This is a genomic window from Candidatus Methylomirabilota bacterium, assembly GCA_035315345.1.
GTDB lineage: Bacteria > Methylomirabilota > Methylomirabilia > Rokubacteriales > CSP1-6 > CAMLFJ01.
Map to the genome: position 1 here is coordinate 47,022 of DATFYA010000016.1, position 14,515 is coordinate 61,536.

At 69.7% G+C, this 14,515-nt stretch carries 14 protein-coding genes; 11 read left to right on the forward strand and 3 right to left on the reverse strand.

The annotated features are described in order from the left end of the window. Nucleotides 1–3: 3 nt before the first annotated feature. Together VKN16_02650 and VKN16_02655 are read right to left on the reverse strand one after the other, a co-directional pair. Nucleotides 4–717, reverse strand: coding sequence for an ABC transporter ATP-binding protein (locus VKN16_02650; GenBank protein ID HME93104.1), 714 nt, complete (start codon nt 715–717; stop codon nt 4–6). Continuing rightward, the gene (locus VKN16_02655; protein ID HME93105.1) at nt 717–1,451 is read right to left on the reverse strand and encodes an ABC transporter ATP-binding protein; all 735 of its coding nucleotides are present in this window, start codon (nt 1,449–1,451) and stop codon (nt 717–719) included. Before VKN16_02655 ends, VKN16_02650 begins: the two co-directional genes overlap by 1 nt. A gap of 121 nt (nt 1,452–1,572) precedes the next feature. Here VKN16_02655 and ettA point away from each other — a divergent pair, with 121 nt between their 5' ends. The 6 genes from ettA to VKN16_02685 are packed head-to-tail and all read left to right on the forward strand — an operon-like array spanning nt 1,573 to nt 8,895. After that, nucleotides 1,573–3,252, forward strand: a complete 1,680-nt coding sequence (gene ettA / locus VKN16_02660; protein ID HME93106.1) for an energy-dependent translational throttle protein EttA — start codon at nt 1,573–1,575, stop codon at nt 3,250–3,252. 25 nt (nt 3,253–3,277) lie between these two features. Next, nucleotides 3,278–3,910 carry a pyridoxamine 5'-phosphate oxidase family protein gene (locus VKN16_02665; protein HME93107.1) on the forward strand — a complete coding sequence of 211 codons (633 nt, stop codon included), beginning with the start codon at nt 3,278–3,280 and terminating at the stop codon, nt 3,908–3,910. Between the two features lie 7 nt (nt 3,911–3,917). Continuing rightward, entirely contained in the window at nt 3,918–5,069 is a 1,152-nt protein-coding gene (locus VKN16_02670) for an FAD-binding oxidoreductase (protein ID HME93108.1), read from the forward strand. Between the two features lie 52 nt (nt 5,070–5,121). Next, nucleotides 5,122–7,818, forward strand: coding sequence for a GAF domain-containing sensor histidine kinase (locus VKN16_02675; protein ID HME93109.1), 2,697 nt, complete (start codon nt 5,122–5,124; stop codon nt 7,816–7,818). Beyond that, a complete protein-coding gene (locus VKN16_02680; protein HME93110.1) occupies nt 7,815–8,471 on the forward strand; it encodes a response regulator transcription factor in 657 nt (218 codons plus the stop codon). Before VKN16_02675 ends, VKN16_02680 begins: the two co-directional genes overlap by 4 nt. Nucleotides 8,472–8,511: 40 nt before the next feature. Then, nucleotides 8,512–8,895, forward strand: a complete 384-nt coding sequence (locus VKN16_02685) for a response regulator (protein ID HME93111.1) — start codon at nt 8,512–8,514, stop codon at nt 8,893–8,895. Here VKN16_02685 and VKN16_02690 read toward each other — a convergent pair. Continuing rightward, nucleotides 8,885–9,136 carry a hypothetical protein gene (locus VKN16_02690; protein HME93112.1) on the reverse strand — a complete coding sequence of 84 codons (252 nt, stop codon included), beginning with the start codon at nt 9,134–9,136 and terminating at the stop codon, nt 8,885–8,887. The two genes, VKN16_02685 and VKN16_02690, sit on opposite strands and share 11 nt — an antisense overlap. A 104-nt stretch (nt 9,137–9,240) precedes the next feature. Here VKN16_02690 and VKN16_02695 point away from each other — a divergent pair, with 104 nt between their 5' ends. From VKN16_02695 to VKN16_02715, 5 genes are all read left to right on the forward strand, one after another. Then, nucleotides 9,241–9,381 (forward strand): hypothetical protein, encoded by a 141-nt coding sequence (locus VKN16_02695; GenBank protein HME93113.1) that lies wholly within the window; start codon nt 9,241–9,243, stop codon nt 9,379–9,381. A 25-nt stretch (nt 9,382–9,406) separates the two neighbouring features. After that, nucleotides 9,407–9,580, forward strand: a complete 174-nt coding sequence (locus VKN16_02700; GenBank protein ID HME93114.1) for a hypothetical protein — start codon at nt 9,407–9,409, stop codon at nt 9,578–9,580. A gap of 447 nt (nt 9,581–10,027) precedes the next feature. Next, on the forward strand, nt 10,028–10,285 hold the full coding sequence (locus tag VKN16_02705) for a hypothetical protein (GenBank protein ID HME93115.1): 258 nt from the start codon (nt 10,028–10,030) through the stop codon (nt 10,283–10,285). A gap of 69 nt (nt 10,286–10,354) precedes the next feature. Beyond that, complete coding sequence (locus VKN16_02710) at nt 10,355–10,678, forward strand: hypothetical protein (GenBank protein ID HME93116.1); 324 nt, start codon at nt 10,355–10,357, stop codon at nt 10,676–10,678. Nucleotides 10,679–10,818: 140 nt separating this feature from the next. Beyond that, a complete protein-coding gene (locus tag VKN16_02715) occupies nt 10,819–14,313 on the forward strand; it encodes a choice-of-anchor D domain-containing protein (GenBank protein HME93117.1) in 3,495 nt (1,164 codons plus the stop codon). Nucleotides 14,314–14,515 lie beyond the last annotated feature (202 nt).

Consider the following 14,515-nt stretch of genomic DNA (forward strand, 5'->3'; position numbering starts at 1 on the left):
TCCTCAGTATCCGAGATAGGAGCGGCGGATGGCATCGTTCTTTTTCAGCTCGGCGGCGGGACCCGACATCACGACCCGTCCGGTCTCGAGGAGGTAGGCGTGATCGGCGAGGTCGAGTGCCATCGCGGCATTCTGCTCCACGAGCAGGACGCTCACGCGTTCTTGCTGGTTGACGGTCCGCACGATATGGAAGATTTCCCGGACCACCAGCGGCGCCAGCCCGAGCGACGGCTCGTCCAGCAGGAGCAGCCGAGGGCGTGACATGAGGGCCCGGGCCACCGCGAGCATCTGCTGCTCGCCGCCGGAGAGCGTGCCGGCTTGCTGTCGGCGCCGCTGCGCCAGCACCGGGAAATACGCGAACACCTTCTCGTAGTCTTGACGGACGCCGGACTTCTCCCGCCTCGCGTAGGCCCCGAGGCGCAGGTTCTCCTCCACGGTCAGGTCCACGAATGTCCCGCGGCCCTCCGGCGTGTGGGCGATGCCCAGGCGCACGATCTCCTCGGTGGCCTTGCCGTCGATCCGCTGGCCATCGAAGCGCACCTGGCCGCTGGTCTTCACCATGCGGCAGACCGCCCGCAAGGTGGTGGTCTTGCCGGCTCCGTTGGCGCCGAGGATCGTGGTGATGCCGCCCGCCTCCACCGCGAACGACAGCCCGTGGAGGACCTGAGTCCATCCGTACTGAGCCGCCAGGTCTTGCGCCTCGAGCAGGGCCGGCATCAGATTTCGCTTCCCAGATAGGCTCGGATGACCTCGGGATCACGCTGGACCGCCGCCGGCGGACCGTCCGCGATTCGCCGGCCGAAGTCGAGCACCACCACCCGGTCGGAGACCTGCATGACCAGGCTCATGTGATGCTCGACGAGGAGGACGGTCACGCCGCGCCGATCCCGGATCGACCGGAGGATCTCGCCGAGCCTCGCGACCTCCTCGTGATTCAGGCCGCCGGCCGGCTCGTCCACCAGCAGCAGCTTGGGGTCACCGGCCAGCGCGCGCGCCAGCTCCACCCGCTTGAGCGTTCCGAACGGAAGCCCGGCGGCGGGATGCCCCGCGAACGCATCGAGGCCGAGAAAGGAAATGGCCTCCATCGCGGCCTCGCGCATCGTGCGCTCCTCGCGTCTCACCCAGGGCAAGCCGAGCGCGTTGCTCAAGAAATCGCTCCGGGTGCGTGCGTGCACGCCCACCATCACGTTCTGCAGCACGGTCATGGATGGGAACAAGGCGAGGTTCTGGAAGGTGCGGCCGATACCGAGCGCGGCCACGCGGTCGGGCGTGTGCTTGATGATCGACCGTCCCTCGAAGACCAGGTCGCCGCTGTTCGGGGTGTAGAGCCGGCTGACGCAGTTGAACAGCGTGGTCTTTCCCGCCCCGTTCGGGCCGATGAGCCCGACGATGTGGCCCGCCGCCATGTCGAACGACACGTCGTCCAGGGCGATGATTCCCCCGAAGCGCATGGAGATGTTTCGGACGGACAGGAGGTCGGCTCCCACGGCCGGCGTCACGGATGGTACTTATAGGGGCGGGGCCTGCTTTTGTCAATCCTCAACTGGACTTCGCCGGTATAATTCCGGGTCTATGGCTCATCAGTTCATCTTCGTGATGAAGGACCTGAAGAAGATCGTCCCGCCCAAGCGGGAAATCCTGAAGGGCATCTGGCTGTCGTTCTATCCGGGCGCCAAGATCGGGGTCATCGGCGCCAACGGGGCCGGCAAGAGCAGCCTGCTGCGGATCATGGCCGGGGTCGACCGGGACTTCCTCGGCGAGGCCTGGCCCGCCGACGGCGTCCGGGTCGGCTACCTGCCCCAGGAGCCCCGCCTGGATGCCGCAAAGGATGTGCGCGGCAACGTGGAGGACGGCGTGGCGGATGTCCGCTCGCTCCTCACCCGATTCGACGAGATCAACGCCCGCCTCGGCGAGCCGCTCGACGCCGACGAGATGGACAAGGTCCTGGCCGAGCAGGGCCGGGTGCAGGACGCGATCGAGTCGGCCAACGGTTGGGACCTCGACCGCACGGTCGAGATCGCCATGGACGCCCTGCGCTGCCCGCCCGGCGACGCCGACGTGGCGACCCTGTCCGGCGGAGAGGTGCGCCGCGTGGCCCTCTGCCGTCTGCTGCTGCAGAAGCCCGACCTGCTCCTCCTCGACGAGCCCACGAACCACCTGGACGCCGAGAGCGTGGCCTGGCTCGAGCGCTTCCTCAAGGAATACCCGGGCACGGTGGTGGCGATCACCCACGACCGCTACTTCCTCGACAACGTGGCGGGCTGGATCCTCGAGCTGGACCGCGGCGCGGGCATCCCGTGGGAAGGTAACTACTCCTCGTGGCTCGACCAGAAGAAGCAGCGTCTCGCCGTCGAGGAGAAGCAGGAGAGCGCGCGGCAGCGCACCCTCGAGCGCGAGCTGGAGTGGGTGCGCATGTCCCCCCGCGCGCGGCAGGCCAAATCCAAATCCCGTCTGCAGGCCTACGAGGAGCTGCTGGCCGAGGGCGGGCGCGACCGCGAGGGCCAGGCCGAGATCGTCATCCCCACGCCGCCGCGCCTGGGCGATCTCGTGGTGCAGGCCGAGCATCTGGCCAAGGGGTACGGCGACCGGCTCCTGATCGAGGACCTCTCGTTCAGCCTGCCCCGCGGCGGCATCGTCGGGGTGATCGGCCCGAACGGCGCGGGCAAGACCACCCTGTTCCGCATGATCACCGGCCAGGAGAAGCCGGAGCGGGGCTCGCTGCAGGTGGGCGAGAGTGTCCGCCTGGCCTACGTGGACCAGAGCCGCGACACGCTCGATCCGGCCAAGAACGTGTGGGAGGAGATCTCGGGCGGAGCCGAGCAGCTACAGCTGGGCTCGCGCCAGATCGCCTCCCGCGCCTACGTGGCCTCGTTCAACTTCAAGGGCGCCGACCAGCAGAAGCGGGTGGGCGATCTCTCGGGCGGCGAGCGCAACCGCGTGCACCTCGCCACCATGCTCAAGAGCGGCGGCAACCTGCTGCTGCTCGACGAGCCCACCAACGATCTGGACGTCGATACGCTGCGCGCGCTCGAGGACGCGTTGCTGTCGTTCGCGGGCTGCGCGGTGGTGATCAGCCACGACCGCTGGTTCCTGAACCGGGTGGCCACCCACATGCTCGCCTTCGAGGGCGACAGCCGCGTGGTGTGGTTCGAGGGCAACTACGAGGACTACGAGGCCGATCGCCGCAAGCGCCTGGGCGCGGCCGCCGACACGCCGCATCGCATCCGCTACAAGCCGCTGACCCGCGGATGAGCCGGATTGCGCCGGGAGAACGGACATGTTCAAGGACACGGTGACGAGTCGCGAGGAGCTGCGCGCCATCTTCGGGGCGCCCATGGAGCGGGCCCGGCTGAAGGAGCGGGCGAGCCTCGACCAGCACTGCCGCGCCTTCATCGCGAGGGCGCCGTTCGTGCTCCTCGCGACGTCGGGCGCGGCGGGACGCTGCGACGTGTCGCCCAAGGGTGACGCTCCCGGCTTCGTGCAGGTGCTCGACGACCATCACCTGGTGATCCCGGACCGGCCGGGCAACAACCGCATCGACGGCTTCACCAACATCGTGGAGAACCCTCACGTGGGGATGATCTTCCTGATCCCGGGCCGCGAGGACACGCTTCGGGTCAATGGACGCGCCTGCATCGTGCGCGACGGGGAGATCCTGGATCGGCTCGCGGTGCAGGGCAAGCGGCCGAAGGTGGCGATCGGAGTGGAAGTCGAGGAGTGCTTCCTCCACTGCGCGAAGGCCTTCAAGCGCTCCGGCCTGTGGGAGCGGGAGCGCTGGCCGGACGTGAGCGCGCTGCCCTCGATGGCGCGCATGCTGTGGGACCAGATCGAGGCCAAGCCGGCCGGCCACGCCTGCGTCGAGGACTACGAGCGCGCGCAGCAGGAGGGCCTGCGCCGGACCCTCTACTGATCCCGACGTGAGCGATTCGCTCCCGCGCACCGCCGGCGTCGTGGTCATCGGGGCCGGCGCCATCGGCGCCAGCATCGCCTACCAGCTCGGCCGGCGCGGCGCGCGCGACGTGGTCGTGCTCGAGCGCGACACGGTGGGCGCGGGCTCCACCAGCAAGGCGGCCGGCGGCATCCGCGTGCAATTCTCCACCCGCGTCGAGATCGAGTTCTCCCAGCGCGGCATCGCGTTCTTCAAGCGCTTCGAGGACGAGATGGGGGTGCCGTGCGATTTCCACCAGGAGGGTTACCTCTTCGTGGTCACCGACGAGCCGACCCTCGCCCGGTTCCGCGCCAGCGTCGCGCTCCAGCGGAGCCTGGGCGCCGACGTGCGGGTGATCGCGCCGGACGACGCCCGCGCTCTCGTGCCCTCGCTCAACGTGGACGACGCGCTCGCCGCGGTGTGGGGGCCGACCGACGGCTACGCCTCGCCCAACGACGTGGTGCAGGCCTACGCGGCCCGGGCGCGCGCCCTCGGGGTGCGCATCGTGGAGGAGACGCCGGTCACCGGCATCCGCCTCGAGGGCGGACGCGTGGTCGGGGTGGAGACGCCGACCGGCGCGATCGCCACGCCTCTGGTTGTCAACGCGGCCGGGCCCTGGGCTCCGCTGGTCGGGCGCATGGCCGGCCTCGACCTGCCGGTGGATCCGCGGCGCCGCCACATCTTCGTCACCGACGCGTTCGACGGCGTTCGCCATCCGTTGCCCCTGGTCACCGACTGCGGCAGCGGCTTCTACTGCCGGAGCGAGCAGGGCGCGGTGCTGATGAGCCCCGGCGACATCGGCAGCGCGACCGCCTACGAAGCGCAGGTGGACTGGAGCGTGCTCGAGACGGCGGTGGAGAAGGCGGTGCGCCGCATTCCCGCCCTCGAGGGCGCCCAGGTGCGCCACGCGTGGGCCGGTCTGCGTCCGCTCACCCCGGACGGCCGCGCGATCCTCGACTGGGCCCCCGGCGTCGAGGGCCTGTTCCTGGCCGTCGGGTTCTGCGGCCACGGTTTCCAGCACTCGCCCGCGGTCGGCGAGGTGGTGGCCTCGCTGCTGCTGGACGGCCGGTGCGCCGACGACCTCTCCGACCTGCGTCTCGACCGGTTCCCCCGCCTTGACACCGTCGCATCCGGTCGCTAACGTCGCAGGCCTGAGCCCCGCCGCCTCGGCTCGGTAAGGGGGTTTCCGCGTCATGCCGGATGTCTCGCTCGCCCGCCTCCGTCAGGTGGCGAGCCTCGCCCGCTCCGTCGCCAGCACCCTCGATCTCGATCGGGTGCTCCATCAGGTGGTCGAGGCCGTCACGTCGCTGCGTCCGGGCGTGTTCTGCGCGGTGCGCCTGGTGGACGCGGAGCAGGGGGGCTACCGGCTCGCCGCCATGGGGGGCGACGATCACCACGGGCTCGCTGACGTGATTCCCTTCGGCCACGGCATGACGCACGCGGTAGCCCAGAGCAACCAGCCCATGCTGCTGGCCGATGCCATCGGCGACCCGCGCCTCTTCTCCGCGATGTGGCGCGAGGACCACGGGCTGAAGGTCTACTACGGGGTGCCGATCAGCGCGGGCGACGACCTGATGGGCGTGCTGAGCGTGGCCCTCGCCGACGCGGCCGAGCCGACCGAGGAGGAGCGCGAGATCGTCGATCTGCTCGCCAGCCACGCCGCGGTGGCCATCGGCAACGCGCGGCTCTTCGCAGAGAGCGAGGCGCGCCGGCTCACCGCGGAGGCGCTCGCCGAGGTATGGCGCTTCCTCTCCGAGACGTTCGACGTGGCTGCCCTCGGCCAGCGCATCGCCGACGTCATGCTCCGGGCCATGCGGGTGCGGGGCGCGGCCCTGTTCCGGCTGGTGCCGGGATCGGGCGATCTCGAGGTGATCGGACGCGCCGGCGAGTTGGTGCGGTTTCTCGCCCCCGGCACCGTGCTTCCGTCGGGGCGCGGGGTGGTCGGGCTGGCGGTCACCCGGCGCCAGCCGGTGATCACGCCGGACGCCCTCGCCGATCCGCGTGTGGACTCGACGCCGGTGATGCGCGTGGCGCAGGCCCGCTGCCCGGCGACGCTGTCGCTGCCGCTGGTGGTGAAGGGGCAGGTGGTGGGCGGCTTCTCGGTGTGCGACGTGCTGGGACGCGTCTACCCCGACGAGGATCTGCGGCTGGCTGAGACCTTCGCGGACCAGGCCGCGGTCGCCCTCGAGAACGCGCGCCTGCTGCAGGAGGCGGAGGCGCGGCGGCGGGAGACCGTGGCCCTGGGGCGAGTGAGCCAGACCCTGGCCCAGTCGCTGCACCCGGTGGTGGTGGCGCAGCGGGTGGTGGATTCGGTGCGCGAGCTGCTGGGCGTGATGTCGGCCTTCGTCTACCGGGTGGCGCCTGCCACCGGGGCGCTCGAGGAGACGGCGCGCTCCGGCCAGTGGCCGCGTCTCGATCGCCCGCTTCGTCACCCCGCCGGCACCGGCGCGGTCGGCCTCGCGGTGGCCGAGCGGCGCGCGGTGGTGTCGCGCGATGTGCTGAGTGACCCGCGGTTGACCCTCGCGCCCGAGGCCCGCGCGGTCCTCGAGGGCTCCCCGATCCGCGCGGTGCTCGCGGTCCCGCTCACCGTGAAGGCGCAGGTGATCGGAGCGCTCGCCCTCTTCGACGGAGACGGCCGGGCCTTCACCGCCGAGGACGCCCGGCTCGCCCAGGCCTTCGCCGATCAGGCCGCGGTGGCGCTGGAGAACGCGCGCCTCTACACCGACGCGGAGCGGAGACGAGCCGAGTCCGACACGCTCGCCGGGCTGGTGCGCACCATCAGCGCGACCCTCGATCTCGAATCCGTCCTGCGCCACGTGGCCGCGGCGGCCCGCGAGCTGTGCGGCAGCGACCTCGCCCACATCCTGCTGCGCGATCCCGAGTCCGACACCATGTTCGCGCGCTTCGGGGTCGGCTTCACGAGCGGGGGGGCCGAGCATCCGCGCATCCAGCGCGGCCGGGGCGCGGGCGGGATCGCGTGGGCCACCGGCCGTCCGTTCCAGACCTCGGACCGGCTCGGGGATCCCCGCGTGCGCGACGCGTACTCCGACGCGGTGGAGCGGGAAGGCGTGATCGCCACCCTGGTCGTGCCGATCTGGATCACCGGCCAGGTCGAGGGGCTGCTCTACGTGTCGAACCGCTCCGCGCGCGTCTTCACCGAGCGCGACGAGGCGGTCCTGATCCGCCTCGCCGACCACGCGGCGATCGCGATCCAGAACGCCACCCTCTTCAGCCGGCTCCAGGGTCTCTCGGGCCGCCTGATGGAGGTGCAGGAGGCGGAGCGCCGTCACCTGGCCCGCGAGCTCCACGACGAGATCGGCCAGCTCCTGACCGGCCTCCGGCTCACCCTCGAGGTGCCGGAGCCGCCGTCGCCGGTGGTGGCCGAGCGCCTGGCCCTGGCCCAGAGCCTGGTGGCCGAGCTGCTCGACCGCATCCGCGCGCTGTCGCTCGACCTCCGGCCGAGCATCCTGGACGACCTGGGGCTGCTGCCAGCCCTGCTCGGTCACGTCGAGCGCTACACGAGCCAGACCAAGATGCGGGTGCACCTCGAGCACAGCGGCCTCGACCGGCGCTTCGCCGCCGAGACCGAGACCGCGGTGTACCGCATCGTGCAGGAGGCTCTGACCAACGTCGCCCGCCACGGCCGCGTGGAAGAGGTGACGGTGCGTCTGTGGGCCACCGACGACGTGCTGGGCGTGCAGGTGGAGGACCACGGCGCCGGCTTCGATCCGGAGACGGTGAGCGCGGGGCGAACCGGCGGGCTCGCCGGCCTCCGCGAGCGCGCCGCGCTGCTGAACGGACATCTCACCGTCGAGACCCGGCCCGGCCGCGGGGTGCGGCTCACCGCGGAGGTGCCGCTGCACGGCTCGCTGCGACGGAGCGCCGAGTGAAGACGATCAGCATCGTGCTGGCCGAGGACCACCACGTGGTGCGGCAGGGGCTGCGGGCCCTGCTCACCGCCGAGCCCGACTTCACGGTGGTCGGCGAGTCGGCGAGCGGCCTCGAGGTTGCGGACCTGGTGGAGCGCGTGAAGCCGGACGTGCTCGTGCTCGACTTCGTGATGCCCGGGCTCAATGCCCCCGACATCGTGCGCCGGGTCCTGCGCGTCTCCCCGCACACGCGGGCCCTGGTGCTGTCCATGCACGCCAATCCCGCCTACGTGGTGGAGGCGATGCAGAGCGGGGCCGCCGGCTACGTGCTGAAGGGCTCGAGCGCGGCCGAGCTGGTCCGGGCGATCCGGGCCGTCGCGGAGGGCGCCCGGCACCTGAGCCCGCCGCTGTCCGAGGAGATGGTGGAAGCGTACTCGAAGCGCGCGGTGCCCACCGGTCTCGATCTCTACCGCACGCTCACCCAGCGCGAGCGCGAGGTGCTCCACCTGGCCGCGGAAGGGCAGACCAGCGGGCAGATCGGCGCCCGCCTCAACATCAGCCCGCGCACGGTGGAGGTCCACCGCGCGAATTTCATGCGCAAGCTCGGGCTGCGCGGACAGAGCGATCTCGTGCGCTACGCGGTGGGGCGCGGGATCCTCACGGTCGACGGCTGACCCGACGTAGCTCGATCCCGCCCTCGCGCCCCGGCCCCCCGTGGCTGATCCCGCGTCGCCCGCCACCGTCCTGATCGTGGAAGACGAAGACGAGGTGCGCGCGTTCGTCCGCGACGTCCTCGAGATGGGCGGCTACGCGGTCCTGGAGGCGCCGAGCGCCGCGCGCGCGCTCGAGATCGGCGAGGCGCACACCGTCGCGATCGACCTGCTGGTCACCGACGTGCTGATGCCCGGCATGACCGGCCCCGAGCTGGCCCGCCGGCTGCGAGCGCGCCGGCCCGCGCTGCGCGTGCTCTGCATGTCGGGCTATCCGGAGAGCGTCGACCGCCGCGCCGGGGGTGAGAAAGGCTGGAACGGCTGGCTGGAGAAGCCCTTCAGCCCCGACGAGATGCTGGCGAAGGTGCGCGACTGCCTCACCAGGTAACCGAGCCGGTCGTGAAGTAGCCGATGAACTGCCACAGCAGCCCGCCCAGCCAGAAGACGAATCCGAGGCCGATGAGGGCGCGGAACGAGGAGGGCGGCCGCGCGGCCCCCTGACGCCACTCGCCGGCCAGCGAGAACCACACGGCGCCCAGGAGCAGGAGGACCGCGCCGGCAATGGTGAGGATCCAGCCCGCCATCACGCTGACCGTGAAGACGGGATCGAAGAAGATCGTGGGGTGCATGGTCGCTCCTGTGATCAGCGTGGCTGCATGCGGATGGCCCCGCCGATCGGATACTTTGGTTCCCGCATCATAGCGCCAATTGAGGGGCAGGAGAGCCAAGTATCATGACGACCCAAACCCAACGCAACACCCTCGCCGCTCTGCTGTACGACGTGCTCGTCACGGGGCCCACGCTCACCCTGAGCGAGAAGGCTGCTGCCCTGGGCGAGGTCAGCTCCACCCACATGACCCCAGGACCAGGCTGAGGCCCGCCACCGCGAGCCAGCCCTGGTGAAGGCTCTGGCCCGCGCGCTCCAGGCGGTCGAGCATTCGAACGTCGAGCTTGCCCTGGAGTTCCCGGAAACCAGTTTTGGCGAAGCGCTCGCGCAGCACCATCAGCGATGTTGGCGTGGACGAGTAAGTCAAGAATTCAAGGTTATTCGCAAGTTCAATCCCGCGCGTTGAAGCTACAGAGTCCGGATCTGGCTCAAAGATGACCGACTTGAGATCAGTCCAACTGAAATTGGCGCGAGGACACGTCAGCTTCAGAGCTACTCCCCAGACACCGAGCGCTTTCCTGGGGTGCGTCCCTTCCGCTGTCAACTGGCGAGTACCGCCCGGATCGGCTTGGCGCGCCGCGGCGCCGGCGGCGGGCGGCGCAGGCCCAGAGCAGCCGCCCGACGCAGTCGGCACCATCTGTAGTTGTGCTTCCTGCTCATTAAGGACAATAGGAGCCCGGCCGCGCAGGCCGCCGTCGCGCTCGGCGTCGGCGCCGGGATCGCGTCCGGTGCGTCGGCGTCTCGAGCCCGCGACCAACGGGGTTGACCAGAGCTACGGTCTTGACAAGACCTCGCCCAGGGCGTAGCCATTTCTCACAAGGTTTCTTCGCGACCACACCAGGGAGGTATGGACATGGATGAGGTCTTCCCGGTGCTCGCTGGCGTCGTCGTCGGCTTGGCAATTCATCACATCACGTCCACCCGGCTGCGCATTCTGATAGTCGCCGCGTCCAGCCTCGTCTTCGGGGCGGTCGCCAGTTTCGTGAGCGGAGAGCTGGCCGTCAGTTGGGTCTATCTGGTGATCGATGCCGCTCAGGTCTTCGTCGCCGCCAGCCTGACTGCCGTGCTGGCCGCGTTCTGGCGCCGCCGGGCATGGCGCTTGCGGTCCTGAGAGGGCGACGGACCCGCGCGTTAGCTGAGACGAAAGCGGTCGCGGTCGCCGGGTAGATTGGAGGACCCCATGCCGAGAGTAAGGAAGGGCGACGAGGAGTCCCGGAAGGGCGACGAGAAGCCTCGCGAGGACGACGGCAAGCAAAAGCCATCACCGCCGGGCAACCCGGACGCAGACCCAGTCAAGATCCATCGCGAGTACGTCGAGCGTCGCCTCGGTGGCGGCGCCACGGCAACTTCCGACGCCTACGCCCGTGCGCTCGAGCAGTGGCATAAGTTGCCGGGGGCGGTCAGCACGCCCGCCTCCGAAATCAAACCCGAGAACTCGAAGAACCCGCCCGAGGAAGAAGGCGGCGCGCAGGATGGCGGCGCCGACAAGGAGAGACGGCCATAACTCTCACGGGAACGGTCTGGACGGCTATCGGACCGAGCCCGATCACCCAGGGCGGCCGGCAGGACAATGGCCTGACCTCGGCCATCGCGATCAACCCCAACAATGGCAACATCATCTACCAGGGCACGGCCGGCGGCGGCGTGTGGCGCACGCTCGACGGAGGCGCAGCCTGGACGCCCATCTTCGACCGGCAGATCGCGCTCGGCATCGGCGAGCCGGCCGGCATCGCGATCGACCCCAACGACACGAGCATCATCTATGTGGGGACGAGCAGCCGGGTCACTCCGCAGGCCCAAGCGGGACTCTATAAGTCGACCGACGGCGGCGCCAGCAGCATCCGGCTCGGCTCCGGCTATCCGGCCGGCAACGTCGGCAACGCGACCCAGTTCGTCAACCAGAACATCAACGTCATCATCGTCGATCCGGCGAACTCGCAGACGCTCTACCTGAGCTCGTCGAGCGGCGTCTTTCGATCCACCGACAGCGGGCAGAACTGGACGCTGGGCGTCGGCAGCAACGGCGACGCGCGCTCGCTCGTTCTCGACCGCAGCTCCCCGGCCAGCGCCCGGATCCTCTACGCGGGTATCACCAATCGCGGGCTCTTCCAATCCACCGACGGTGGACAGAACTGGCTGCAGATCCTCGGTCCGGCCACGCCGCAGGTGGTGGCGGCACTCGGCGGCGCGCCCGGCGCAGCGTTCAGCAAGGTCGTCGTCGACCTGGCGCCGCCCACGTCGCCGCCGAACGCCGCCGGCATCCAGGTTATCTACGTCGCGCTGTCCGGACAGGGCGGGGCACCTGATCCGGTCGGACTGTTCCTCAGCACCGATCAGGGAGCGAACTGGGCGCAGCGCGGCGCGGCGGGTATGCCGACCAACACGCAAGGTGGCTACAGCTTCCACATCGCGGTAGACCCCGCGTCGCCCGGAAACGGGGCCAATGACACCGTCTACGTCGGCTGTGTCGGCCAGGGCCGTTCCAACGACTCCGGCGCCAACTTCACCGGGCTCACCGGCCTGCACGCGGACACGCACGCCTGGGCGTTCTTCCCGCAACCGAGCCCCACCCCGTCGGTGGTCTACTGCGGCAACGACGGCGGCATCTATCGTTCGACCGACAACGGAGCGACCTGGACGTCGCGCAATGGCGGCGGTCTTCAGACCGGCCTGTTCTACAACATCACGGTGCGACCCGATGCCACCGCCAGCGTCACGGTCGGCGCCCTGCAGGATAACGGACTGCAGACAACGTCCGGAGTGGCGAGCCCCGGCTGGCAAACTTCGCAGGGCGGCGATGGCTGGGACGCGGCGTACGACGGGGTGACGGCCGGCCGCCTGTACGGGACGAGCGGATTCTGGCCGAATCCGTGCACCCGGGTGTTCGTTTCCACCGCGGACGGGACGGACTTCCCTCCAACCGTTCCATCGGCTCAGGACATCACGCCGTGGGGCACTGCGACCGATCAGGGCTGCTACCTGGCATCGATCGCCTGCGACCCGAGCGCGGCGGGCATCGTTTACGCGAGCGGCAACCAGAACCTGTGGCAGAGCCAGAATGGCGGCGGCACCTGGCGCAACATCGGTGTCGTTCCCGGCAACCCGGCGGTCGCGCTTTCCAACGGCAACAACGTCGTAGTCGCCTCCGGCACCCAGGTGTTCCTGACCACGAACGCGCTCGCGACCACGGTGGGGCCACCCACCGGCGTGACCTTCACAAACATCACGCGGAACCTTCCGAACCGCAGCGTCCAGCGCGTCGAGTTCGACCCCAACGACCCTTCCGTGATCTACGCAGTGCTCGGCGGGTTCAATGGGGGGCCCGGGCAGACCGGGCACGTCTTCCGCACGACCGTCGCCGGCACGGCCTGGCAGGATATCTCTCCGGTCCTCGACGTCCCGTTCGGCGGGCTGGCCCTCGACGGCACCGACACGCCGACGAGCATCTACGTCGGAACCGATCTCGGCGTGCTGCGCTCCGTCGACGACGGCGCGACCTGGACGGTCCTCGACGACATCCATCTCCCGCGCGCGCCGGTGACGGATCTGGTGCTGTCGCGCCAGGGCGGGATCCTGCGCGCCGCCACGTACGGGCGCGGCGTCTTCGAGTTCCGCCGGCCGGACTGGCCGTCGATCGCCGTCAACCTCGAGAACGGCCTCAGCTTCGGCACCGTCTGCGACGGACCGGAGTACCTCACCCTTCAGATCTTCAACGTCGGCACCAAGGAGCTCGTGATCACGAGCGTCCAGCGTCTCATGGGGTCATCGGGGGTAAGCGTGCTGCCGTCGCCCGGGACGCCGGTCGTCCTAGCTGCCGGAGAGGAGATCGATTTCACCGTCCAGTTCACACCGACGACTCCGGGGACGCCCGAGACCGCGACGATCCGCATCATCAGCAACGATCCGGGCGCGCCCATCGTCGATCTCGCCGCTACGGGAACCGGCGGCCGCGCGTCCCTCGAGGTGGCCATCCCTGACGGCGGACGCTTCGGCGACGTCTGCCTCGGCTCGTTCGTGGATCGCGGGCTCGTCCTCAACAATCGCGGGCCCTGTCCACTGCGGGTGACCAGCCTGACGTCGTCCTCGACCGATTTCATCCCACCCCGCGTCTCCTTCTTCCCGCTCGTCGTGGCGGCGGGCGACTCTGTCGAGCTACCGATCCGGTTCCAGCCCAATCACCTCGGCCCCGCGTCGGCAACGCTGACGATCACGAGCAACGACCCGAACAGCCCGGAGACCGTCCGCGTCACCGGCAACACGCCCGCCCCGCGGCTCGCCCTTTCGATCGCGAACGCCGGCGAGTTCGGAGAGGTTTGCGTCGGCTCGTTCAGGGATGAGGAGCTGACGCTGAGCAACAGCGGCGGCTGCGCGCTGACCGTGACCAGCATCACCTCGTCCTCGCCGGAGTTCATTCCACCCGGGGTCAACGTGTACCCGCTCGTCGTCGCGGCTGGAGACTCCGTCGACGTCCAGGTCCGCTTCCAGCCGACCAGCTTCGGACCGAAGTCGGCCACGCTCACCGTCGTCAGCGACGACCCGGGCGGGCCACGGACGCTCCTCGTCTCGGGTTTCACGCCGAGCGGCAAGCTCACGGTTACGGGCACCGGGCACTTCGGCCCGGTCGATTTCGGCCGGCGCGCCGAGCGCACCATCTCGATCTGCAACGTCGGCAAGTGCGACCTGCACGTGCTGAAGGTCGCATTCCTGCCGGATCCGTGGAAGCCCGGCTGCCACGACTGCGACTGCTGCGGATGCGGCTGCGAGTGTGTATGTGGATGCGGTTGTGATCACCACCACCGCCACGAGCCGCCGCACCACGACCAGGGCGATCACGGGCAGCACGGGCATGGCCACCACCACAAGGACGACCGCGATCAATGCTGCGCGACCTTCAAGATCGTCAGCAACCCGTTCCCGGCGACCGTGCGACCCGGTTCGTGCTTGCCGATCCTGATCCGCTTCACTCCGACCTGTTCGGGACCGAAGTGCTGCGAGCTCCAGATCGAGACCGACGACCCCGACAACCTCAAGACGATCGTGTACGTCACTGGCTCGCTGCACCGCACCCTGGTGTCCGCGCTCAAATGCTGGGCCGCCGAGGAGCTGCAGAGCCTGCTCAAGGCGGGGAAGCATCCCTGAGCGTGGCGGAATCTCGAAGACTTTCCCAGCCAAGCGCACCCGAGCCGTCCCGCACTGTGACAGAAGGCTTGATGTGGAGGGAGCATCCTCAGATCAACAGATTCGTAGGTGCTGCTGCCTTCCCCCCAGAGGGCTAAATTAGTCCGGAAGTCGTAGGCGATGCGGGCGGCTGCGACGAGACGGCGGGCGGCGTATACCCTTT